The following is a 22447-nucleotide window of genomic DNA, read 5'->3' on the forward strand; positions in this document are numbered from 1 at the left end:
TGTCACTTTTCTTGCACACTTCCCCACCTACTCTCCGAGACGTGAGCGGTTCTGTTCGATCCAGTTCGGAGGGTGTGCATGTGCCTGGATGTCGTCGTCACCGAAACGGCTCCGGCGCGGTTGCCCGGCAAACGGCCGGCCCGGCCGCAGACCTTCCGACTCTCCGCCCGGGCCGACGGCGAGTACCTCTTCGTCGGTGTGCGGGGCGGCACACCCGCCGTGGAGCGGGCCGAGGACATTCGGCTCACCCCCGGGGACATCTGCTTCTACGACGCCGACCGGCCGCCGTCGCTGGACCTGCCCGTGCGGGCCCGGCTCAAGGTCTTCCTCCTGGCACACGAGGCGCTGGGGCTGGAGGACCATGTCGTACGGCGGGTGCTGGCGGCGCCGGTCGGCCGGTCCTCCCGGCTGGGCGGTCTCCTGTCGCCCTTTCTGTCCGAGCTGGCCGACACGGTCGTGTCCTCCCCGCCCGCGATCGGCGAGATGCTCACCCGGCACACCGTGAACCTGCTGGCCGCCCTGGTGACCGAGCGGTCGGGCGAGGGCGGTGGTACCCACCCGCACAGCACGGACCCGAAAGGCACGGACCCGCGGGGCACGGGATCGCCGCTGCTCGCCCCCATCCTGCGCCACATCGACCGGCATCTCGCCGACCCGGGCCTCTCCCCCGAGACGATCGCGACGGCCCATCACATCTCGGTGCGCTATCTGCACAAGCTCTTCCAGGACGAGGGCACCACGGTCGGCCGGTGGATCCAGCGCCGCCGCCTCGAGGAGTGCCGGCGCGACCTGACGCACCGTGTCCGCGGCGGCGGGACCATCGCCGCGGTCGCCGGCCGCTGGGGTTTTCCCAGCGCCCCGCACTTCAGCCGTGTGTTCCGGGCCGCCTACGGCATGTCGCCCAGCGAGTGGCGCGACACCGTGACCTCCTCTCCCGGCTCGTAGGACGGCGGTCGCCGTGCACGGAGGGATCAGTGGTCGTGCGCTTGCGGGCAACTCGCCCCGGCGGTACGGCTCTAGCGTGCCGGTCGAAGCATCCGCGCATCGCGCGCGACATCCCAGGAGGACCGCATGTCCGAGACCCCGGAGCCGGTGAAGCCGGTACTCGAAGCCGCCGCCCAGGCCTTCGCCGAGGCCACCGCCAACCCGCCGTACCTCTTCGACCTGCCGCCCGCCGAGGGCCGCAAGGCGGTCGACGAGGTGCAGTCCGGCGAGATCGAGAAGCCCGCGATCGACGAGGAGTGGATCACCGTGCAGGGCGGCCCCACGGGCAGCGTCCGTGCGCGCATCGTCAAGCCGGCCGGTACCACCGGCACCCTCCCGGTGCTCCTCTACATCCACGGCGCCGGCTGGGTGTTCGGCAACGCCCACACCCACGACCGCCTGGTGCGCGAGCTGGCCGTCGGTGCGAACGCGGCCGTGGTCTTCCCCGAGTACGACCTCTCCCCCGAGGTCCGCTACCCGGTCGCCATCGAGCAGAACTACGCCGTCGCCCGGTGGGTCGTCGAGCAGGGCGCGTCCAAGGGCCTGGACGCCGGCCGCATCGCGGTGGCCGGCGACTCGGTGGGCGGCAACATGACCGCTGCCCTGACCCTGATGGCCAAGGAGCGCGGCGATGTCCCGCTGGTCCAGCAGGTGCTGTTCTACCCGGTGACCGACGCCAGCTTCGACACGGCGTCCTACCACCAGTTCGCCACCGGTTACTTCCTGCGCCGGGACGGCATGCAGTGGTTCTGGGACCAGTACACGACCGACGAGGCCGAACGCGCCCAGATCACCGCGTCCCCGCTGCGCGCCACCACGGAGCAGCTCGCCGGCCTGCCCCCGGCCCTGATCATCACGGGTGAGGCGGACGTGCTGCGCGACGAGGGCGAGGCCTACGCCAACAAGCTGCGCGAGGCAGGCGTCCCCGTCACCGCCGTCCGCTACCAGGCCGTCATCCACGACTTCGTGATGCTCAACGCCCTGCGCGAGACACATGCCGCCGAGGCCGCGATCACCCAGGCCGTCGACACCCTGCGCACCGCACTGCACGGCCACTGAGACACCGACGAGGAGAACCCCGGATGAGCACCACTCCCACTGCCCTGCTCGTGCACGGCGCCTTCGCGGACGCAGGTAGCTGGGCGGGCGTCGTCGCGGAGCTGCGCAACCACGGCATCCCCGTGATCGCACCGCCCAACCCGCTGCGCGGCCTCGCCTCCGACGCCGCCTACATCGCCTCGCTGGCCGCCCAGATCGACGGCCCGGTCGTGCTGGTCGGCCACTCCTACGGCGGCGCGGTCATCACCGTCGCCGGTGCCACGGAGAACGTCGTCGGGCTCGTCTACATCGCGGCGTACATCCCCGAAGAAGGCGAGAGCCTCGGCGAGTTGCAGGGGCGTTTCCCGCTCTCGCCGCTGGTGAGCAACCTCAAGGAGTGGACGTACCCCGTGGCCGGTGGCGACCCCGGGGTGGAGGTCACCATCCAGTCCGAGGCGTTCCCGGACATCTTCGCCGCCGATGTGCCCGCACCGGTCACCAAGGTCCTGGCCCTGTCCCAACGCCCGCTGTCCACCTCGGCGTTCACGGAGACGGCGTCGGTCGCCGCATGGCAGACCAAGCCGTCCTGGGCGCTGGTGGCCGGGGCGGACGAGGCGATCAACCCGGAAGTGGAGCGCTTCGGCGCGAAGCGGGCGGGGTCGACGACGCTCGAACTCGAGGGTGCCTCGCACGCCGTCGCCGTCTCCCGGCCCAAGGAGGTCGCCGACCTGATCCGGGACGCGGTACGCGGGACGAGCTGACGCCGCGAGAGCGGGACAGCCGCGCGGAGGGCTTGTACATGGCCCGTCCGCGCGGCACATGGCATGGGCGGCCCGCTCCTGGCCGGCCACGTCCTCCGGACGGTGCGGGCCGGATCACCGGGACCCGCGACGGGCTCGGCGTCGTGGGTCTCCTCGGTGGCCGGGCGGGCGTCGGGCGGCCACAGGTCGGCGGTCGCGGTGTTGGTGCCGAGCAGCTCACAGATCCCAGGATCTCGGACGCTCCAGCGCCTCCCATTCGGGGCGGAGCAACGACAGCACCGCGACGTCTTGGCGGCGGCCCCGGTGCAGGCACGCCGAGCGGCGTATCCCCTCCTGTACGAAGCCGGACTTGGTCAGGACCGCCAGGGCCGCGGTGTTCTCGGTGTGGGTGACGGCCTGGAGGCGGTGCAGGGGCAGTTCACCGAAGGCCAGGTCGGCGAGGGTGTTGAGGGCGTTGGTGCCGTGGCCCGCGCCGCGGTGCTCCGGGGCCAGCAGCAGGACGGCCTCCGCGGTGCCGTCGGCCAGGTCCTGGTCGACGAGGGCGGTGTAGCCGATCGGTGTGCCGTCGGGCAGCAGGACGAGGAAGTCGTCGCGGTCCGAGTCGTCGATGTCGCGCTCGACTCGCTCACGGAGCCAGGACAGGGCGCGGGGCCAGACGCCGATCTCGTGCGCGGCGACCGGGTCCGAACGCCAGCGGTGCAGGTGCTCGGCGTCGTCGACCTCCAGTGGGGCGAAGGCGATGTCCCTTCCCCGTCGGCAGGGCACCCGACCGCCCGTCGCCGCCGCGCTGTCCCGTTCGTTGTCGTTCACGAGCGGTCAGGCTAGGCGGCGAGGACGGGCGTGGCCAGGGAATTTCCGCGGTCAGGGGCTGGTGAGGACCGCCAGTCGCTGGGTGGCCCGGGTCATCGCCACATAGTGGTCGACCGCTCCCTCGATGCCGTCGCCGAACGTGTCCGGGTCGACGAGGACGACGAGGTCGAATTCGAGGCCCTTCGACAGCTCCGGGGTGAGGGAGCGGACGCGGGACGTCGGGCGGAAGGTGGGGTCGCCGATGACGCAGGCGATGCCGTCCGTGTGGGTGGTGAGCCAGGTGTCGAGGATCGTGTCCCGGTCGGACGTGGAGCCGTGGACGACGGGGATGCCGGAGCTGCGGATGGAGGTCGGCACGTTGGCGTCGGGGAGGGCGGCGCGGATGACCGGCTCGGCCTCCGCCATGACCTCTTCCGGAGTGCGGTAGTTGACGGTGAGGGAGGCCAGGGTGATCCGGTCGAGCCCGATCCGCTCCAGGCGCTCCTCCCAGGACTCGGTGAAGCCGTGCCTGGCCTGGGCCCGGTCCCCGACGACGGTGAAGCTCCGGGACGGGCAGCGCACCAGCAGCATCTGCCACTCGGCGTCGGTCAGTTCCTGGGCCTCGTCGACGACGACGTGCGCGAACGGGCCCGCGAGCAGGTCCGGCTCGGGGACGGGTAGTTCGCCCTCGTCGACCAGGCTGACCTTGGCGTCCTCGCCGCGCAACATCTTCACCAGGCCGATTCCGTCGTCACCGTCGGCTCCGGAGGTGGACACGGCCTCGATCAGGTTGTCGACGACCTGCGCCATGCGCTCGCGCTGGGCGGCGAGCACGGCCTCGTTCCGGCGCCTGCGCCGCGCCGCCTCCGGGTCGCCGAGCCGCTGCCGTGCCGCGTCCAGGATCGGCAGATCGGACACGGTCCAGGCCTGCGGAGCCTCCTTGCGCTGGAGCCTGCGCACCTCGTCCGGGGTCAGCCAGGGAGCACACATCCGCAGATAGGCGGGGACCGACCACAGGTCTCCGACCACATCGGCCGCCTCGAGCAGCGGCCACGCGCGGTCGAAGGCCGTGACCAGCTCCCGGTTGCGCAGCAGCGACCTGCGCAGCAGCTGCGGCGAGACGTCCTCGCCGTCGTGCTTGTCCTCCAGGATGGTGAGCAGTTCCTCCCAGACCTGGTGGCGTGCCTCGTTGTGCGGGGCGCCGGGTTCCGCCGCGTCGAAGGCCGTGGCCCAGTCGTCGGCGGTCAGCGGTACGTCGGTCCAGTGGGTGGTGACCGTCAACTCCTCGGTGGGCGGCTCCTCGTAGAACCTGACGGCCTTCTCGATCGCCCGCACCAGGTCCGCCGACGACTTCAGCCGGACCACCTCGGGGTCGGCCTCGACCGCCGCCTCGGCACCCTCCGCGACGAGGTCCCGCAGGGTGCAGGTCTGCACGCCCTCCTCGCCGAGGCTGGGCAGCACGTCGGAGACATAGGCCAGATAGGGCCGGTGCGGGCCGACGAACAGCACACCCCCGCGACGGTGGCCGAGACGCGGGTCGGAGTAGAGCAGGTAGGCGGAGCGGTGCAGGGCGACGACGGTCTTGCCGGTGCCCGGACCGCCGTCGACCACGAGGGCGCCGCGCGACCCTGCGCGGATGATGGCGTCCTGGTCGGCCTGGATGGTGCCGAGGACGTCCCGCATCCGCGCCGACCGGTTGGTGCCGAGGCTGGCGATGAAGGCGGACTGGTCGTCGAGCGCGGCGTGCCCGGCGAAGGCGTCCGGGGCGAACACCTCGTCCCAGTAGTCGCCGATCCGGCCTCGGGTCCAGCGGTACCTGCGGCGGCTCGCCAGCCCCATCGGGTTGGCGTGGGTGGCGCCGAAGAACGGCTCGGCGGCGGGCGAGCGCCAGTCGACCAGCAGCCGGCGCCCGGTGCTGTCGGTGAGGCCGAGCCGCCCCACGTACACGGGCTCGCCGTCGTCCGCGCCGACCATGCGCCCGAGGCACAGGTCCAGGCCGAAGCGGCGCAGAGTGCGCAGGCGGGAGGTCAGCCGGTGGATCTCCGTGTCCCGGTCCATCGCCTGCCGACCCTCGCCGCCGGGCGCCCGGCGCTCGGCGTCGAGGCGGTCGGTGAGTTCGGCGATCGTCTGCTCCAGGCACTCCGCGATGGCCGCGAAGTGCTGTTCGTCGCCGGCGATCAGCGCCGGGTCGGCCTTGGCGGACAGACGGTCGGAAAGGTCGAACGCACTGGTGGTCAGGGGGTTCACTGCATCAGCTCCGATATGAGGTCGCGCACGACCGTGTCGAGCGGCGAGACGTGCCGAGCCTCGTGCGCTCTCGTGTTCAGGGGCCCTGGGGTTCACGCGGACACGGGCCGGCGGTCCCCGCTGATCTCCTCGACGAGGAGCTTCGCGGCCACCGCGGCCCCGTCGGGGCGGATGGTCCCGGCCACGGTCCTCGCCCGGTCGTGGATCTCGGGGGTCAGGGCCGTTCCGAGGGCGGTCGACAGGGACTGCACGGTCGGGGTCGGACCGTCGTGGGCGGCACCGATGCCCAGCTCGGCCACCCGGGCGGCCCAATTCGGCTGGTCCGCGATCTGGGGTACGACCACCTGGGGCACGCCGGCCCGCGTGGCGGTCGTCGTCGTACCCGCGCCGCCGTGGTGCACGACGGCGGCCACCCGGCCGAACAGCGCCTGGTGGTTGACCTCGCCGACGGCGAAGCAGTCGTCCCCGTCGTCGATCGGGCCCAGCTCGGCCCAGCCCCGCCCGACGAGCACCCTGCGGCCCTGCGCCCGCACCGCCTCGACGGCCACCCGGGCGAGGTCCGGCGCACCGCGCATGGCCATGCTGCCGAAGCCCACGTACACCGGGGGCTCCCCGGCCTCCAGGAACGCCGACAGCGCATCCGGCAGCGGGCGCTCGTCCGGCAGCATCCACGCCCCGGTCTGCACGAGTTCGAGAAACGTCGTGTCCTTCCACGGCCCCAGGACCGGATCGGCGGCCAGCCACACCCGGCTGCCCAGGACATGGTCGCGGACATTGTCCACCGGGGGCAGGCCGATCGCCGCCCGGTGGGTGTTGAGCGCCTCACCGTACAGCGCGTTCACGCGCTCGGCGTCCAGGTCCCACAGCGCCTTCTTGTCGGTCACGCCCGGCGGGGACGGCTTGCCCGGCCGCGCCGACGGACCGTGGTACGGCGACGGCAGTCCCAGGGTATGGAAGCAGGCGATCACATAGTGGATGCCCAGTTTCTCGGTCACCGACCGTGCCCCGGCCGGCATCAGACCGGTCGCCACCAGCGCGTCGCATCCCTCGGCCGCCGGGAGGACCGTGTCGAAGTGCGCGGCCACCAGCGCCGGCGCCAGCTGGAACGCGTCCGCGGGCGCCGCCCCGGTCACCAGCGCCCGCACCGACGGCCCGAACGGCACATGCTCGATGCCGACACCGCCCAGCAGCTCGGCGTACTCCTCGTCCGGCGGTGCGCACAGCCGCGCCTCGACGCCGAGCTCCCGCAGCGCCACCGCGAGCGCCGCCGGCGGCTCGACGTCCCCGCGCGATCCGTAGCTCATCAACAGCACACGCATTCCGGCGCCCCCATTTCCGCAGTTCCCGGCCCAGGCCGGAGATTCTGCGGCACCGAGGGGGCCTTGCCGCAAGCCCCCTGGCGTGCTATAGGTTAGTAGTGGCAAGGAGAGGGCAACCTCCCTTGCCTTCGCTGTTTCTACGGCAGCCCTTTCCCGCGGCCTTCCCACGGCTGCTCTTCTACGACGGTACGTCCATCCTCTGTGTCCCGATCACCGCCAGCAGCCGCAGCGCTTCCGCCGACGGGGTGCCCGGGTCCGCGGTGTAGAGGACGACCCGCTGGTCCCGGTCGGTGATGTCCAGGACGTCGCAGTTCACGGTGACGGGGCCGACGAGGGGATGGTCGAAGGTCTTGCAGAGCGTGGGCGCGGCAGCGACCTCGTGGGCGGCCCAGAGGCGGGTGAACTCCTCGCTGCCGGCAAGGAGTTCGTCGATGAGCGTGGTCACCTCGCGGTCGTCGGGGTAGCGGGCGGCGGTGGCCCGCAGGTGCTGGGCACAGGAACGGGCGAACTCGTCCGCGTCCGAGACGCCGTAGAGCCGCCTGCCCTGCGGGCGCGGTCCGAGGAAGGCCCGGCGGGCGAGGTTGCGGTCGCGGCGGGGCAGGGCTGAGAAGTCCTCCATGAGGGCGGCGGCCAGGTCGTTCCAGGCGAGAACCTCATAGCCGGCCGAGAGCACGATCGCGGCGGCCTGCGGCAGCCGGTGCAGCAGGTCGACAAGGCTCTGCCGCACCTCACGCGAGGGTCCGGCCGGGGGTCCCTGCGGGGTGCCGGCGAGGTCGTGCAGATGGCCGCGTTCGGCGTCCGACAGGCGCAGGGCGCGAGCGAGTTGGGCGAGCACCTCGCGGGAGGGACGGGGGGCACGGGCCTGTTCCAGGCGGGCGTAGTACTCCGTCGACATGTACGCCAGCTGCGCCACCTCCTCGCGCCGCAGCCCCGGGGTCCGGCGCCGCGGTCCGGAGGGAAGCCCCACGTCGGCGGGGGTGATGCGCTCACGTCGGCTGCGCAGGAAGTCGGCCAGCTCTTGTCGGTCCACGGGTCCAGTGTGCGCGGGCGCGGAGGGGCGTAGCCAGGTACCGGCGATGCCTGGATGCGGAGTGCGGGCCGCCCCAGGCTCGACGGCATGGACAACACACAGAACACCCCCACCTCTCTTGGTCTCCTCTCCGGCAAGGTCGCCTTCGTCACCGGTGCCGGTCGCGGTATCGGCGCCGCCGCGGCGCGGCTGTTCGCCCGTGAAGGGGCGCGAGTGGTGCTCGCGGCCCGTACGGAGGCCCAGCTCAAGACGGTGACGGAGGAGATCCGGGCGGCCGGGGGCACCGCGGAGTACGTGCTGTGCGACCTGGCCGACGCGGCGAGCGTCCGAGCCGCGGTCGACCGGACCGTGGAGCTGTACGGCCGGCTCGACGTGGCCTTCAACAACGGGGCGACAGGACAGGAGCCGGGGCCGATGGACAAGATGCCGGAGACCGAGTTCGACCGCATCCTCGCCGTGAACCTCAAGGGGCCGTGGCTGGCGATGAACGCCGAGATCGCCGCCATCCGCGCCACCGCCGGGCGTGGGGCGATCGTCAACAACTCCAGCGTCGGCAGCCTGATGGCCAATCCCCACCTGCCGGCGTACGGCGCGGCGAAGCGCGCGCTCAACAGCCTCACCGGGTCGGCCGCGGTGACGTACGGCCCGGAGAACATCCGCGTCAACGCGATCACGCCCGGGACCACCCTGACCGAGATGATGCGGGAGTGGGACGCCAAATCCCCCGGGATCATCGCCCAGTCGGCCACCCAGACCCCGCTGCGCCGCGCCGCCGACCCGGCGGAGATCGCGGAGGCGGCGGCATGGCTGCTGAGCGACCGGGCGTCGTTCGTCACCGGGGCGGTGCTGCAGGTCGACGGTGGGCTACGGGCCTGAGGTCCTCCCAGGACGGATACGCACACGTCCTCCTGCGACGGATCCACAGCGGTCGAGCGGGCGCGGCCGAGCCACAGCCGGTGGGCGAGGGATCCGGGCATACGGGGCTCCACGAACGGTGGCAGCGGATACCGAGCCGTACCGCGGCCGTGACCGCGCCACGCCGGGGAGCGCCGGTGCACCCGAGGGGACTGCGCCCGGCACGAGCGGCGGGCGTCAGGAACCGCCCCGACCATGGGCAACGTCGCGCCCCGCGCCTAGTCCCCCGGCGATCGAACTCCCGGATCGTCCTCATCCACCCCGTGGACGACCTGCCCGCCCACCATGGCCCCGACCCGTGCCGCCGTCTCGCGCAGCCAGATGTGCGCGGCGTCGTGCGTGTGCACGGGATGCCACCACAGGGCCTCCTGGAGCGGCACGGCCTCGTAAGGCGCCTCCATGATCCGTACGGGGGCGACGGCGCCCAGCAGCCGGGCGAGGCGCTCCTGGACCAGGGCGATCCGGCGCGTGCCCGCGACCAGGAACGGCAGCAGCGTGAAGTTGTCGGCGGAGACCTCGACCTTCGGTTCGATGCCGAGCATGCCGAGCTGGCGGACCGCCGGGGCGTCGTAGATGCGCTGGTACGTCACCCACGGCAGCCGCGCCAGGTCGTCCCGGGTGAGCCGGTCGCCGATCTCGGGGTGGTCCTCGGCGACGACGAAGACCCAGCGGTCGCGGTAGAGCTCGGTGGCGGGGAAGTCGCTGATGATGCCGTGCGGGATGAGCAGGCCGTCGGTGGTGCTGAGCAGGGTGCCGACGCCCTCGACGATGCCGGGCGGGGTCTGGGTGAAGCGCAGCCGGATGCCGGGGGCCTCGCGGTGGACGGTGCGGGCGAGTTCGGCGCCGAAGACGGCCACCGCGTAGTCGGAGGAGACGATCGTGAACTCCCGCTCCTCGCGGGCCGGATCGAAGTCGGCCTGGCTGGTGAAGAGGCGTTCCAGCAGGTCGCAGGCGGCGGAGGTACGGTCGAGAAGGACCTGGCCGAGGGCGGTGAGCTCGTAGTGTCCGCCGACGCGGGAGAGCAGGTCGTCGTCGAAGTGGCGGCGCAGCCGGGCCAGGGCGGCGCTCATCGCGGGCTGGCTGAGGCCGATGCGGCGGCCGGCGCGGGTGACGTTGCGCTCCTCCAGCAGGGCGCGCAGGGCGACGACGAGGTTGAGGTCGAGGCTGGCGAGGTTCACGGCACGCTCCTCATAAACATGCTGGATGATCCGCATCCACAGAATCGATTTCCCAGATTGCGGGAGGTGGGGCCAGATTAGTCACATCGCAATCAGGAGGACACGCCCGTGAAACCCGCAGCTTTCTCCGGACCGTTCGCTCTCGGTACCTTCTCCGCCCCTGGCCAGGCGTCTTTCCCCGGTCTCGTGGTCCCCGCGGGGCAGGTCCTGGACCTTCGGACGGCTCTCGGCGATCCCACCCTGACGAGCCGCGCGGTCCTCGAACGCTGGACCGAGCTGCTCCCCTGCCTGCACGAGCTGGCGGCGGACGAGGAGGCGGACCGGCAGCCGCTCGACGCCCTGCACGTCCATGCCCCCGTCGAGCCGCGTCAGATCTTCCAGTCCGGCGCCAACTACCGCCAGCACGTGATCGACCTGGAGGTCGCCCACCGCTCCCCCGACGACCCACGCACGGTCGAGGAAGCACGAGCCGAGATCGCCGCGGTCATGGACCGACGGGCCGCCGAGGACCTGCCCTACGTCTTCATCGGCCTGCCCAGCACCATCACCGGACCCTACGACGACGTCACCCTCCCTTCCTGGGCCCAGCAGCCCGACTGGGAACTGGAACTGGCGGCCGTCATCTCCCGGCCCACCTACCAGGTCTCCGTCGACCAGGCCCTGGACCACGTCGCCGGCTACACCATCGCCAACGACCTCACCGACCGCGCCACCGTGTTCCGCCGGGACATGAAGGCCATCGGCACCGACTGGCTGCGCAGCAAGAACGCCCCCGGCTTCACCCCGCTGGGCCCGTGGCTCGTGCCCGCCTCCTCCCTCGCCGACCCGGGCGATCTCCGCGTCACGCTGAAACTCAACGGCCAGACCATGCAGGACGAGTCCACCAAGGACATGCTCTTCGGCATCGCCCGCCTGGTCTCCTACATCTCCCAGACCGCCCGGCTCCTGCCCGGCGACCTGGTACTGACCGGCTCACCGGCCGGCAACGGCATCCACTGGGGCCGGCTGCTGCGCGACGGCGACGTCATGGACGGCTCCATCACCGGACTCGGCGCACAGCGCACCCGCTGTATCGCAGAGGTGCCGGCATGAGCCTGGACCGCCACGACCCCGAGGGCGCCATCGCCCAGGCCGCCAAGACCTGCTCCAACTGGGGACGCTGGGGCGAAGACGACGTGCTCGGCACCCTCAACTTCCTCGACCAGGCCAAACGCCGCGAAGGCGCCGCACTGGTACGCCGCGGCGAGAGCTTCTCCCTCTCCCAGCGCTTCGACATGAACGGCCCGCAAAAGGGCTGGCGCCGGCGCACCAACCCCGTGCACACGATGCTCGACACCGGCACCGACGCGGCCCTGGGCAACCAGGGCTTCCCACACGGCATCGGCGGCGCCGACGACGTGATCGCGATGCCGTTGCAGTGCTCGACCCAGTGGGACGGACTCGGCCACATCTTCGACCACGGCCACGCCTGGAACGGACGGCCCGCCGAGCAGGTCGTCACCTCCGACGGCGACCTCGTCACCGGCATCGAGCACATGGCACCGCACGTCGCCGGACGCGCCGTCCTGCTCGACGTCGGCCACGTCATCGGCACCGACGGCGAACTCCCCGACGGGTTCGCCATCACCGAGGAGCACCTCACCGCCACCGCCGAGGCCCACCGGGTGAGGGTCGGCCGCGGCGACATCGTCGTCGTGCGCACCGGACGGCTGACCCGGGCTCGCCGCGAGGGCTGGGGCGAGTACGCCGGCGGTGACTCGCCCGGCCTGTCCTTCACTACCGCCGACTGGCTGCACCGCACCGAGATCGCCGCGATCGCCACCGACACCTGGGGCTTCGAGGTACGGCCCAACGAGTTCGCACACGCCTTCCAGCCCCTGCACCAGATCGCCATCCCCCACATCGGCCTGCTCATCGGCGAAATGTGGGACCCCGACGCGCTCGCCGCCGACTGCGCGGCCGACGGCGTCTACGAGTTCTGGCTCACCGCCGCCCCCCTGCCCATCACCGGAGCCGTCGGCTCCCCGGTCAACCCCATCGCCGTCAAATAACCGGCGGAACAAGGGAGTTCCCCATGACCCAGACCCGTAGCGTCCTCGTCATAGGCGGCGGTGCCTCCGGCTGCGCCGTGACGGTCCTGCTGCGCCGCGCCGGTATCGACGTCGACCTGATCGAGGCCAGGCCCGACTGGAACGCCACCACCGGCTCCGGCATCACCCTCCAGGGCAACGCCCTGCGCGTCCTGCGCGAACTCGGTGTGTGGGAGCAGGTGGCGGCCTCCGGCTACCCCTTCGCCTCGGTCGGTGTCACCGCCCCCGACGGCACGGTCCTGTTCGTCGGCGAGGACATCAAGACGGGCGGCGAGGACCTGCCCGCCACGCTCGGCATGCAGCGCCCCCGCCTCCAGCAGATCCTCATCGACGCGGTCCGCTCGTCCGGCGCCGGTGTGCGCCTGGGCACGACCGCCGAGACCCTGGAGCAGGATGCCGACGGCGTCTCGGTGCGCTTCAGCGACGGCACGAGCGGCCGCTACGACCTCGTCATCGCCGCCGACGGACTCAACTCGGCCACCCGTGCCGCGATCGGCATCACCGAGAAGCCCGAGCCCACCGGCATGGCGATCTGGCGCACGCCCGCCCCGCGCCCGCAGGACGTCACCCGCACCGACCTTGCCTACGGCGGGCCCGCCTTCATCGCGGGCTACTGTCCGACCAGCGAGAACACCATCTACGCGTACGTCGTCGAGCGGTGCCGCGACCGGGCGACGATCCCTCCCGAGTCGTACGCCGACGAGATGCGCGGGCTGGCCGAGGGGTACGGCGGGGCCTGGACGGAGATCGTCAAACACATCACCGACCCGGCGAAGGTCAACTACACCTGGTTCGACCGGCTGTTGGTCGAGGGCTCCTGGCACCGCGGCAGGGTCGTCCTCGTCGGCGACGCGGCCCACTGCTGCCCGCCGACCCTCGCGCAGGGCGCGGCGATGTCCATGGAGGACGCCTCGGTACTGGCGGAGCTGCTGACCGGCGGCCGGGACTGGGACGAGGAGCTCTTCCAGGCGTACTACGAGCGCCGCATGCCGCGGGTGCGGACCGTCGTCGAGGCGTCCGTCCAGCTGGGCCAGTGGCAGCTGGACGGTGTGCGCGACGCCGATGTGCCCGGGCTGATCGGCAGCACGATGAACTTCCTCAAGGAGCTGCCGTGACGGCGCCGACGATCGACGTGCACGCGCACGTCCTGCTTCCCGAGGTCGAGGCCCTGGTGGCCGACCTGCCGGGTCTCGCCGAGGCCAGGGCGCTGGACGCCCGCCGCAACGGGCCGGCCGCGCTCGCCGTCAACGGTCCCATGGTGCGCGAGCGCATCCCGAAGCTGACGGACGTGGCCGTGCGCCTCGCCGCGATGGACGCGCAGGGCGTGGACGTCCAGCTCGTCAGCCCGTCCCCCTCGCACTACCACTACTGGGCGGACGAGGAGACGGCCGAGAAGCTGTACCTGCTCGCCAACGAGGCGACCGCCGCGCACTGCGCCCAGGCTCGTGACCGGCTGTCCGGCCTGGGTCTGGCGCCTCTGCAGCACCCGGAGTTGGCGGTGCGCGCACTCGAACACGCCATGGGTCTGGGCCTGTTGGGCGTCGAGATCTCCTCGCACGCGCCGGGCCGCGAGTTGTCGGACCCGGCGTACGAGCCGTTCTGGACGCGGGCCGAGGAGACGGGCGCGATCCTCTTCCTGCACCCCTTCGGCTGCACGCTCGACGAGCGCCTCGACCGGTGGTACCTGTCCAACACCGTCGGGCAGCCGACGGAGAACGCGGTCGCGCTGTCGCATCTCATCTTCTCCGGTGTGCTGGACCGCCACCCCGGACTGAAGGTGATCGCGGCGCACGGCGGCGGCTATCTGCCGACCCACATCGGCCGCTCCGACCACGCCTGGTCCGCCCGCTCCGACGCGGGTGCCGGCTGCGCCCATCCGCCCAGCAGTTACCTCAAGCGCCTGTACTTCGACTCCCTGGTCCACGACCCGCACGTCCTGCGGGAGTTGATCCGCGTCGCGGGTGCCGACCGGGTGCTGCTCGGCTCCGACTTCCCCTTCGACATGGGCACCGAGGACCCCGTGGGCGCGCTGCGTGCCGCGCGCCTCTCCGAGCCCGACCTCCACGCCGTACGAGGCGGCAACGCCGCCGCGCTCCTCCGGAAGGACTGACACCATGAGCGACCGCCTGCTCACCCATCTGCGCCATGTCGACCTCGCCGTGCCCGACTACGACAAGCAGCTCGACTTCTACTCGGGCGTCTGGGGTCTGACCAAGGTCGCGGAGGACTCCGGGATCTCCTTCCTGGCGGCCGAGGGCAGCCCCGAGCAGTACGTCGTCCGGTTGCGGAAGGCCGACGACAAGCGCCTCGACCTCGTCTCCTACGGCGCGGCCTCAGCTGCCGACGTCGACACGCTCGCCGAGCAACTCCTCGCCGGAGGCGTGCAGTTGATCTCCCAGCCGGGCAAGGTCGACACCCCCGGCGGCGGCTACGGCTTCCGTTTCTTCGACGTCGACGGACGCACCATCGAGGTCTCGGCCGACGTCGAGGCCCGGCAGCACCGCAAGATCGAGGAGAAGGAGTCGATCCCGGTCAAGCTGTCGCACGTCGTCCTCAACTCCCCGGACCTCGACAAGACCCGCGAGTGGTACGAGCGCCACCTCGGCTTCCGGCTCTCCGACACCCTGCACTCGCCGCACATGGGCGAGGTCATGCACTTCATGCGGATCAGCAACCAGCACCACTCCATGGCCATCGCCAAGGGCCCGCACACCGCGCTGCACCACATCTCCTTCGAACTGCGCGGCATCGACGAGTACATGCGCGGCACGGGCCGTCTGCTGAGGTCCGGCGTCCGCAAGATCTGGGGTCCCGGCCGGCACATGGCGGGCGACAACACCTTCTCCTACTTCTTCGACCCGCACGGCAACACCGTCGAGTACACGACGGAGTTGGAGCTTCTGGACGAGGACACCTGGCACCCGCACGTCTACGACTTCTCGCAGCCCGAGATCACCGACCAGTGGGGCACCGCCAACCCCATGAACGAGATGGTCGCCAAGGAGTCCTTCAACGACATCGACCGCGGCGTGTTCGTCGCCCCGCCGGTGTGAGGCGTCCATGCGCATAGCCAGCTACGTCCACGAAGGCCACCGTCGGTGCGGAATCGTCGAAGGCGATGTCGTCCGTCCCCTGCCGGAGGGCACGTCACCGCTCGACGCGCCGACGGCCCGACCGGTCGGCGCCGCCGTCCCGTTGGCCGACGTCCGCCTCCTGCCACCCCTGCAGCCGCCCACCGTGCGGGACTTCGTTACCTTCGAGGAACACGTCGAGGGCGTACGACGGTCGGTGGACGGCGCGGGCGGGGTGCCGGAGGCCTGGTACGACGCGCCGACCTTCTACTTCACCAACCCGTACGCGATCGTCGGCCCGTACGACACCGTCCCCGTGCCACCCGCTTCGCACGTGCTCGACTTCGAGCTGGAGGTCGCGGCCGTCATCGGCCGTGAGGGCCGCGACCTCACGCCGGAGCAGGCCCGCGAACACATCCTCGGCTACACGATCTTCAACGACTGGTCCGCACGCGACCTCCAGTCCCGTGAGATGCAGGTCCGTCTCGGCCCCTGCAAGGGCAAGGACACGGCGGCCACATTGGGCCCGTACCTGGTCACCGCCGACGAGTTGGAGCCGTACCGCGACGCCGGCGGCTTCCTGCGCCTCGCGCTGACCGCCGAGGTCAACGGCGAGGTGGTCGGCAAGGACCTGCTGTCCAACATGAGTTGGACCTTCGAGGAGATGGTCGCGTACGCCTCCCGTGGCACGGTCGTCCGCCCGGGTGACGTCCTCGGCTCGGGGACGTGCGGCAACGGCGGCTGCCTGGCCGAGCTCTGGGGCGTACGGGGTCGCCAGGACCCGCCCCCGCTGCGGCCCGGCGACACCGTCACCCTCACCGTCGAGGGCATCGGTGCCGTCTCCAACACCGTGGTGGCGGGCGCCGATCCGGTGCCGTTGCCGGTCGCCCGGCGCCGCAGCCGGGAGCGGCCGTGAGAGGTCTCGAAGGCAGGGTCGTGGTGGTCACGGGCGCCGCCCGGGGTCAGGGTGCCGCCGAGGCGGACGCCCTGGCCCGGGCGGGCGCCCGCGTCATCGCCACCGACGCGCAGCCACACGGAGACTGTCGCCGCCTCGACGTCACCAGCGACAAGGAGTGGGCCGAACTCGCCGCCGAACTACAGGAGTCGTACGGCGGCGTGCACGGTCTGGTCAACAACGCGGGCATCACCCGGCGCGCCCGCCTCGGGGACGTACGACCCGAGGACCTCGCCCGGGTCCACGCGGTCAACGTCACCGGTCCGCTGCTCGGCATCCAGCACCTGGCTCCGCTGATGCCGCCGGGCTCGTCAATCGTGAACGTCGGCTCGACCGCCGCCCTCACCGGCCACTATCCGGTCGCCTACACGACCAGCAAGTGGGCGCTGCGCGGCCTGTCGAAGGCGGCGGCCACGGAGCTGGGCCCGCGCGGCATCCGTGTGAACACCGTCCATCCCGGATTCATCGAGACCGAGATGACGGCTTCGGCCGCACCGGCCTTCCGCGAGGCCAACATCCGAGAGACACCGCTCGGCCGCACCGGCTCCGTCGACGAGGTCGCCCCACTGGTGCTGTTCCTGCTCTCCGACGAGGCGTCCTTCATCACCGGCGCGGAGATCCCGGTCGACGGCGGCCTCACCGCGCACGGCGGCGTCAAGTCCATCTCGGACGCGCTGAGTTGAGAGCCCTGCCCGTCAAGGGGCAGCTGAAAGGCAATGGAAAGGCAATCCCCTTATGGACAAGGTCAGTTCGACCGCCGAGGAGGCGGTCGCCGACATCCCCGACGGCGCCTCGCTGGCCGTCGGCGGCTTCGGCCTCAGCGGTGTGCCGGAGGTCCTCATCCGTGCCCTGCACGAGCAGGGGGCGACAGGTCTGTCCGTCGTCTCCAACAACTGCGGGGTGGACGGGCGCGGACTGGGCGTCCTGCTGGCCGCCGGCCGCATCGCCCGGGTCACCGGCTCGTACGTCGGCGAGAACAAGGAGTTCGCCCGGCAGTACCTCTCCGGCGAACTGGAGGTGGAGCTCGTCCCGCAGGGCACCCTCGCCGAACGGCTGCGCGCCGGCGGTGCGGGCATCCCCGCCTTCTACACCCCGGCCGGCGTCGGCACCCAGGTCGCCCAGGGCGGCCTGCCCTGGCGCCACGCGGCCGACGGCACGGTCGCCGTCGCCTCCCCGCCCAAGGAGACCCGCACCTTCCACGGCCGCGCCCACGTCCTGGAACACGCCATCACCACCGACTTCGCCCTCGTACGGGCCTGGCGCGGCGACCGCCACGGAAACCTGGTCTTCCGCCGCGCCGCCGCCAACTTCAACCCCCTCGCCGCCCTGGCCGGCCGCATCACCGTCGCCGAGGTCGAAGAGCTCGTGGAACCCGGCGCGTTGAGGCCCGACGAGGTCCACCTGCCCGGCGTCTTCGTCCAGCGGGTCGTGGAGCTGACGCCCACCCAGGCCACCGACAAACAGATCGAGAAGAGAACGGTACGTTCCTGATGCCCTGGACCCGCGACCAGATGGCCGCCCGCGCCGCCGCCGAACTCACCGACGGCTCCTACGTCAACCTCGGCATCGGCCTGCCCACCCTCATCCCCGGCCACCTCCCGCCCGGCGTGCACGTCGTCCTGCACTCCGAGAACGGCATCCTCGGCACCGGACCCTGTCCGCAGGAGCACGAGGTCGACCCGGACCTGATCAACGCCGGCAAGGAGACCGTCACCGTCCTGCCCGGCGCCTCCTTCTTCGACTCCGCCCTCTCCTTCGGAATGATCCGCGGCGGCCACATCGACACGGCCGTCCTCGGCGCCATGCAGGTGTCCGAGCGCGGTGACCTCGCCAACTGGATGATCCCCGGCAAGATGGTCAAGGGCATGGGCGGCGCGATGGACCTGGTCCACGGCGCCCGCCGCGTCATCGTCCTCATGGACCACACCGCCAAGGACGGCACCCCGAAGATCGTCAAGGAGTGCACGCTGCCCCTCACCGGCGAGGGCTGTGTCCACCGCGTCATCACCGACCTCGGCGTCCTCGACGTCACCCCGGACGGCCTCCTCCTGGTCGAGACGGCGCCCGGAGTGTCGTACGAGGAGATCTCGGCGAAGACCGCCGCGCCCGTCCGCGCCCGTCAGCTCAGTTGACAGCGGAGGCCAGGGCCGCCTCGAAGGTCGGGTGCTCGAACTCGAAGCCCGAGTCCAGGAGTCGGCTCGGCACCACGCGCTGGCTCATCAGGATGCCGTCGGCGAACTCGCCGAGCACCAGACGCAGGGCGAAGGCGGGAACGGCCAGGATCGTGGGGCGGTGCAGGGCACTGCCGACGGCGGCGGTGATCTCGCGGTTGGTCGCGGGGTGCGGGGTGGTCATGTTGACCGGGCCGGTGACCGACTCGGTGTCGATCAGGTGGCGCAGGGCGCGGACCGTGTCGGACAGGGAGATGTAGCTCCAGAACTGGCTGCCGCTGCCCAGGCGTCCGCCGAGCCCGGCGCGGGCCAGCGGCAGCAGGCGGCCCATCGCGCCGCCCTTGGGCGAGACGACGATCCCGAATCGGGTGGTGACAACCCGTGTCCCGGCCGTCCGGGCGCCCCGGGCCGCGGCCTCCCACTCCTGGCAGACGCCGGCCAGGAAGTCCTGGCCGGGCCGGGCGGTCTCGTCGACCACGGCCTGCCCGGTCTCGCCGTAGTAGCCGACGGCGGAGCCCGAGACGAAGACGGCCGGCGGCTTCTCGCAGTCGCCGATCGCCGCGGCCAGGGCGCCGGTGCCGCGCACCCGGCTCTCGCGGATCTCCCGCTTGTACGAGGCCGTCCAGCGCCGGTCGCCGACCCCTGCGCCGGCCAGGCCGACCACCGCGTCCGCGCCGTCGAGCAGCGCCGGGTCGACCGCGCCCGCCCGTGGTTCCCAGCGCGCCTCCTCGCTCCCGTCGGTCCGGGCCTGCGGCTCCCGGCGGACCAGCCGGGTGACGCGGTGACCGTCGGCGAGCAGCGACGCGGTCAGCGCGCTGCCGATCAGCCCAGTGGAACCACTGATGACGACATGCATGGAACGAACCTCGATCCGGGCGTACGGGACCATCCCGATATGTTTGATATTTCAATCATCTGTGTAGCCCACGGCATGCGAAAGGGCGGGGCCAGGACTCCCCCGTGGTCCTGGCCCCGCCCCTGCTGCGCTCGTACGTGTTCCCCTCGCACGTACGCGGCGGTGATCACAAGGATGCGCGGAGGGTCGCCGCCGTGTCGTTGGCGGACAGTCCACACCTGGTTGGCAGTCAGTCCACTAACGGGCGGACGGTCCACGTTCCGCTGCCTGCGCCCGCAGTTCGCTCGGCGGGACGCCGTAGGCGGTGCGGAAGGCGCGGGTGAACTCGGCGGCGCGAGGGAAGCCCCAGCGGGCGGCGACGGCGTGGATCGGCAGGGGGCGCAGTGCCGGATCGGCGAGCTCCCGGTGGGCGCCCGCGAGACGCCGCTCACGGATGTACGAGGCGACGGTGGTGCCCTCGGCCTGGAAGAGGCGGTACAGATAGCTGCGCGAGATGTGGTGCGCGGCGGCGATCCGGGCGGGGGTCAGCTCGGGGTCGGCGAGATGACGGCGTATGAACGCCTTGATGCGCAGGGTGAGTGTCCGGGCCCGGGTCTCGGGCGGCAGCCCCCTCTCGGCCTCCAGCGCCTGCGCGAAGACGGCCGTGACCAGGTCGGCGACGACGGTTCCGAGCCGCGGCCCGTCCGACGGCCGGTAGGGACCGGTGTCCGAGACCAGCTGCACGAGGAACTGCGCCAGCAGCGCGCCGATGCCCTCGCGACTCGATATGCGGCTGCCGATGATCCGGTCCGTCCGCCCTCCCGGCAGGGCCACGAGGGCTCGCGGGATCTCGAGTCCGATCACGGTGACCGGGTCCGCGCCGGTGTGGATCTCCCACGAGCGCGAGGAGCTGTTGGTGTGGAAGTCGTCGATGCGGTAAGCGAGCTGCTGCCGGCCCCAACTGGCCGCGCCCTCGCCCCTCCTGAGCAGAGAGAGATGGTAGACCTCGGGGTCGGAGCGGCGTACCAGCCTCGGAGTCCGGCGGAACACCAGGTGGTCGAAGGACGCCGGCCAGACGGTGACGTCTCCGAGGCAGATCAGGCGCTGGATTCCGCGGTAGTCCGCCGCGCGGTCACTGTCCAGTTCCATGGGCGCGTGGGTGCGGCCCAGTCGCTCGGTCCAGGCCTCGAACCGGTCGGCCACCGGGAGGTCCCTGGTCCGGAAGACCGACTCGTCCAGCACGGCCGTAGTCAATCACACGGCTCATGCGCCCCGGAAAATGCGGCTGACAGATCGGAACGGCTGTGGTTACGATCCTCGACGATGACGACTCCTTCTGTTCTCAGATTGGGGGTCCCGTCCACGCAAGGTGAGTGCTGATGGCCACTCACCTCGCGGACGGGGATGCCCGCCTCTCCTTCTGGCTGCGCGTGCGCGAGTTCGCCGTGCCGGCCTCCATGATCCAGACCGCGACCGCCCGGCGTCTCGCCGGGGACTGGGCGGGGGCGTGTGCCGCCGCACGGGTCGACGTGGATCTCGATCTGCGTTCCGTGAAGCGTGCCCATGGGCCTGGGCTCATGGCCCAACTCCGGGACGATCTACGGCACTTGGCGCCCGACCTGCTGCGCTGGCACATGCCGAGGATCGCTCCCGACGGGCTGCTGCGGCCGGGGCTCACCGTCGCCCTGACCCGGTACACGGCCGAGGGACGCGACGGTCCGTACCCGGTGCATCTGGTCGCCCGGACTCCGCCGGCCTGGGCGGATGCCGGTCAGCGGATCAGCCTGGCGGTGTGGGACGGGGCCGACTCCGGGCTCGGGGTCTGCCCGCATCCGCACCCTCATCCCAGCGGCCGCTTCCGCCTGGATCTGCATCGGCATCTCTGGGACGCGCGCAGAGCGGATGAGCTGCGGGTCCGGTGCGGTGCGGATCTGCCGCCCGACGGTCCTTTCCCGGAGCCCGAGTTGCCGCGGTCGGTGCCGCAGGGGCTCCGGTGTGCCGTGGGTCGTTGGTCGGCCGAGGCGGCGATTCTGTTGCGAGCCGAAGGGCGGGGCGGACGCAGGGTCGCGGTTCGGTTGGAGCGACGGCACCGGCTGATCCTGGAGCTGCCCGGGGAGCCGGGAAGCCCGCCCGCTTGGGATCGACTCGGGGGTGGCGACGGCACATCCGCCCTCCCGCCGCTCAGCTGCTCGGCAAGCACGCCCGTGCCGGACCTGCTCGGCAACTCCCAAGCCGTCTCCGGGCTGAACCTGTTCAGGGACTCGGGAGGAACGGCCGCGCTGGAACTTCTTCGGGGCCCGCAAGGCACAGCCACGCTGGAACCTCTCCGGAACCTACAAGGTGCGCCCGCACCGGACCCCCACCGCAACCCACAAAGCCCGACCACGCTCAGATCTCTCCGGGACTCACCTGGCGCGCCCGTGGCGGCGGTCTCGATCGGTCGCGGCTCCTCGCTTCCCGTTCTGCCCGACGCCGCGACCTGGGTGCTGCCCGATCTCGATCTGATCCGGTCCGGTGCGATCGAGGCCGGCCGGCTGCATCCACTGGTCGCCGCCGCGTTGGCACCGGGGCACTCACCGGCCGGCGGGCACCGGGCCTCGGGGCGGACAGGAGATCCGCATCTTGTCGACTGCCGTGGTGCCCCGCACCGGATCGGCCTGGTCGACGGCGTGCTGGCGCCGCTGGACCATGCCCCGGACGAGATCCGGCGGGAGGAGTTGCTGGCCGCGCTGACCGGTACCCCGCTGCCCTGCCTCCAGGCGATCGACGAGGCACACCGCCGCCCCGACTGCCTCGCCGGCGTGCGCGAACGCCTGGACCACGGGGACACGGCCGGCGCGCTGGCCGTCGTAGAAGGTCTGCTGGGTCCTCAGGCGGTGCTGCGCGACGGGCCGTTGCGGGACGAGCTGGAGGCGGCGGCGCAGCGGCGGATCATGTACGGCCTGTTCAGGGCGGGGCTCATCGGGCCCGGGCCCGGCCGGGTCCTCCCCGGGCCGCCGCGTCCGTCCGACCGTCGCTCACGCCGTCGGCACAGCACCTATCGCTGACCAGAAGCTCATCCTCG

General features: G+C 71.8%; 21 protein-coding genes. 14 read left to right on the forward strand and 7 right to left on the reverse strand.

The window, feature by feature from the left end:
- Positions 1-78 precede the first annotated feature (78 nt).
- From ACWC09_RS09870 to ACWC09_RS09880, 3 genes are all read left to right on the forward strand, one after another.
- Positions 79-945: a helix-turn-helix domain-containing protein gene (locus tag ACWC09_RS09870; protein ID WP_450850026.1), complete on the forward strand. Its 867-nt coding sequence runs from the start codon at positions 79-81 to the stop codon at positions 943-945.
- Between the two features lie 126 nt (positions 946-1071).
- Positions 1072-2043 (forward strand): alpha/beta hydrolase, encoded by a 972-nt coding sequence (locus tag ACWC09_RS09875; protein ID WP_450850027.1) that lies wholly within the window; start codon positions 1072-1074, stop codon positions 2041-2043.
- Between the two features lie 23 nt (positions 2044-2066).
- The gene (locus tag ACWC09_RS09880; protein ID WP_450850028.1) at positions 2067-2783 is read left to right on the forward strand and encodes an alpha/beta fold hydrolase; all 717 of its coding nucleotides are present in this window, start codon (positions 2067-2069) and stop codon (positions 2781-2783) included.
- A 216-nt stretch (positions 2784-2999) separates the two neighbouring features.
- Here the strand turns inward: ACWC09_RS09880 and ACWC09_RS09885 are convergent, their stop codons facing one another.
- From ACWC09_RS09885 to ACWC09_RS09900, 4 genes are all read right to left on the reverse strand, one after another.
- Positions 3000-3593, reverse strand: a complete 594-nt coding sequence (locus ACWC09_RS09885) for a GNAT family N-acetyltransferase (RefSeq protein WP_450850029.1) — start codon at positions 3591-3593, stop codon at positions 3000-3002.
- Between the two features lie 51 nt (positions 3594-3644).
- Positions 3645-5819: an RNA polymerase recycling motor ATPase HelR gene (gene helR, locus ACWC09_RS09890; RefSeq protein WP_450850030.1), complete on the reverse strand. Its 2175-nt coding sequence runs from the start codon at positions 5817-5819 to the stop codon at positions 3645-3647.
- Between the two features lie 92 nt (positions 5820-5911).
- Positions 5912-7138, reverse strand: a complete 1227-nt coding sequence (locus ACWC09_RS09895; protein ID WP_450850031.1) for a glycosyltransferase — start codon at positions 7136-7138, stop codon at positions 5912-5914.
- Positions 7139-7316: 178 nt separating this feature from the next.
- Positions 7317-8168, reverse strand: a complete 852-nt coding sequence (locus ACWC09_RS09900; RefSeq protein WP_450850032.1) for a helix-turn-helix transcriptional regulator — start codon at positions 8166-8168, stop codon at positions 7317-7319.
- A gap of 87 nt (positions 8169-8255) precedes the next feature.
- On the opposite strand from ACWC09_RS09900, the gene ACWC09_RS09905 reads away from it, so the two are divergent.
- A complete protein-coding gene (locus tag ACWC09_RS09905) occupies positions 8256-9044 on the forward strand; it encodes an SDR family NAD(P)-dependent oxidoreductase (protein WP_450850033.1) in 789 nt (262 codons plus the stop codon).
- Positions 9045-9301: 257 nt separating this feature from the next.
- On the opposite strand, the gene ACWC09_RS09910 is transcribed toward ACWC09_RS09905, so the two are convergent.
- Positions 9302-10261, reverse strand: a complete 960-nt coding sequence (locus tag ACWC09_RS09910; protein WP_450850034.1) for a LysR family transcriptional regulator — start codon at positions 10259-10261, stop codon at positions 9302-9304.
- A gap of 108 nt (positions 10262-10369) precedes the next feature.
- On the opposite strand from ACWC09_RS09910, the gene ACWC09_RS09915 reads away from it, so the two are divergent.
- From ACWC09_RS09915 to ACWC09_RS09955, 9 genes are read left to right on the forward strand one after another with little or no spacing between them, the layout of a single operon-like run.
- Positions 10370-11353: a fumarylacetoacetate hydrolase family protein gene (locus ACWC09_RS09915; protein ID WP_450850035.1), complete on the forward strand. Its 984-nt coding sequence runs from the start codon at positions 10370-10372 to the stop codon at positions 11351-11353.
- Positions 11350-12312, forward strand: a complete 963-nt coding sequence (locus tag ACWC09_RS09920; protein ID WP_450850036.1) for a cyclase family protein — start codon at positions 11350-11352, stop codon at positions 12310-12312. The genes ACWC09_RS09915 and ACWC09_RS09920 overlap by 4 nt, the downstream gene beginning before the upstream one ends.
- Positions 12313-12335: 23 nt before the next feature.
- Positions 12336-13466, forward strand: a complete 1131-nt coding sequence (locus tag ACWC09_RS09925) for an FAD-dependent oxidoreductase (protein WP_450850037.1) — start codon at positions 12336-12338, stop codon at positions 13464-13466.
- Positions 13463-14461: an amidohydrolase family protein gene (locus ACWC09_RS09930; protein ID WP_450850038.1), complete on the forward strand. Its 999-nt coding sequence runs from the start codon at positions 13463-13465 to the stop codon at positions 14459-14461. The genes ACWC09_RS09925 and ACWC09_RS09930 overlap by 4 nt, the downstream gene beginning before the upstream one ends.
- A gap of 4 nt (positions 14462-14465) precedes the next feature.
- Positions 14466-15404, forward strand: coding sequence for a VOC family protein (locus tag ACWC09_RS09935; protein ID WP_450850039.1), 939 nt, complete (start codon positions 14466-14468; stop codon positions 15402-15404).
- Between the two features lie 7 nt (positions 15405-15411).
- A complete protein-coding gene (locus tag ACWC09_RS09940) occupies positions 15412-16338 on the forward strand; it encodes a fumarylacetoacetate hydrolase family protein (protein ID WP_450850040.1) in 927 nt (308 codons plus the stop codon).
- A complete protein-coding gene (locus tag ACWC09_RS09945) occupies positions 16335-17060 on the forward strand; it encodes an SDR family NAD(P)-dependent oxidoreductase (RefSeq protein WP_450850041.1) in 726 nt (241 codons plus the stop codon). The genes ACWC09_RS09940 and ACWC09_RS09945 overlap by 4 nt, the downstream gene beginning before the upstream one ends.
- A gap of 52 nt (positions 17061-17112) precedes the next feature.
- Positions 17113-17868 carry a CoA transferase subunit A gene (locus tag ACWC09_RS09950; protein WP_450850042.1) on the forward strand — a complete coding sequence of 252 codons (756 nt, stop codon included), beginning with the start codon at positions 17113-17115 and terminating at the stop codon, positions 17866-17868.
- Positions 17868-18509, forward strand: a complete 642-nt coding sequence (locus ACWC09_RS09955; protein WP_450850043.1) for a CoA transferase subunit B — start codon at positions 17868-17870, stop codon at positions 18507-18509. The genes ACWC09_RS09950 and ACWC09_RS09955 overlap by 1 nt, the downstream gene beginning before the upstream one ends.
- On the opposite strand, the gene ACWC09_RS09960 is transcribed toward ACWC09_RS09955, so the two are convergent.
- Positions 18502-19404, reverse strand: coding sequence for a TIGR01777 family oxidoreductase (locus tag ACWC09_RS09960; RefSeq protein WP_450850118.1), 903 nt, complete (start codon positions 19402-19404; stop codon positions 18502-18504). The two genes, ACWC09_RS09955 and ACWC09_RS09960, sit on opposite strands and share 8 nt — an antisense overlap.
- A gap of 237 nt (positions 19405-19641) precedes the next feature.
- Positions 19642-20625, reverse strand: a complete 984-nt coding sequence (locus ACWC09_RS09965) for a helix-turn-helix domain-containing protein (protein ID WP_450850119.1) — start codon at positions 20623-20625, stop codon at positions 19642-19644.
- A gap of 137 nt (positions 20626-20762) precedes the next feature.
- Between ACWC09_RS09965 and ACWC09_RS09970 the strand changes: the two genes are divergently transcribed.
- Positions 20763-22430, forward strand: a complete 1668-nt coding sequence (locus tag ACWC09_RS09970) for a hypothetical protein (protein WP_450850044.1) — start codon at positions 20763-20765, stop codon at positions 22428-22430.
- Positions 22431-22447 lie beyond the last annotated feature (17 nt).

It is taken from the genome of Streptomyces sp. NPDC001617, assembly GCF_053596855.1.

Bases quoted from the DNA above. Each gene is read 5' to 3' on its own strand.
- ACWC09_RS09935 (WP_450850039.1), top strand. From the start codon at position 14,466: ATGAGCGACCGCCTGCTCACCCATCTGCGCCATGTCGACCTCGCCGTG.
- ACWC09_RS09875 (WP_450850027.1), top strand. From the start codon at position 1,072: ATGTCCGAGACCCCGGAGCCGGTGAAGCCGGTACTCGAAGCCGCCGCC.
- ACWC09_RS09955 (WP_450850043.1), top strand. From the start codon at position 17,868: ATGCCCTGGACCCGCGACCAGATGGCCGCCCGCGCCGCCGCCGAACTC.
- ACWC09_RS09925 (WP_450850037.1), top strand. From the start codon at position 12,336: ATGACCCAGACCCGTAGCGTCCTCGTCATAGGCGGCGGTGCCTCCGGC.
- ACWC09_RS09940 (WP_450850040.1), top strand. From the start codon at position 15,412: ATGCGCATAGCCAGCTACGTCCACGAAGGCCACCGTCGGTGCGGAATC.
- ACWC09_RS09960 (WP_450850118.1), bottom strand. From the start codon at position 19,404: ATGCATGTCGTCATCAGTGGTTCCACTGGGCTGATCGGCAGCGCGCTG.
- ACWC09_RS09950 (WP_450850042.1), top strand. From the start codon at position 17,113: ATGGACAAGGTCAGTTCGACCGCCGAGGAGGCGGTCGCCGACATCCCC.
- ACWC09_RS09870 (WP_450850026.1), top strand. From the start codon at position 79: ATGTGCCTGGATGTCGTCGTCACCGAAACGGCTCCGGCGCGGTTGCCC.
- ACWC09_RS09970 (WP_450850044.1), top strand. From the start codon at position 20,763: ATGGCCACTCACCTCGCGGACGGGGATGCCCGCCTCTCCTTCTGGCTG.
- ACWC09_RS09895 (WP_450850031.1), bottom strand. From the start codon at position 7,138: ATGCGTGTGCTGTTGATGAGCTACGGATCGCGCGGGGACGTCGAGCCG.
- ACWC09_RS09920 (WP_450850036.1), top strand. From the start codon at position 11,350: ATGAGCCTGGACCGCCACGACCCCGAGGGCGCCATCGCCCAGGCCGCC.
- ACWC09_RS09905 (WP_450850033.1), top strand. From the start codon at position 8,256: ATGGACAACACACAGAACACCCCCACCTCTCTTGGTCTCCTCTCCGGC.
- ACWC09_RS09880 (WP_450850028.1), top strand. From the start codon at position 2,067: ATGAGCACCACTCCCACTGCCCTGCTCGTGCACGGCGCCTTCGCGGAC.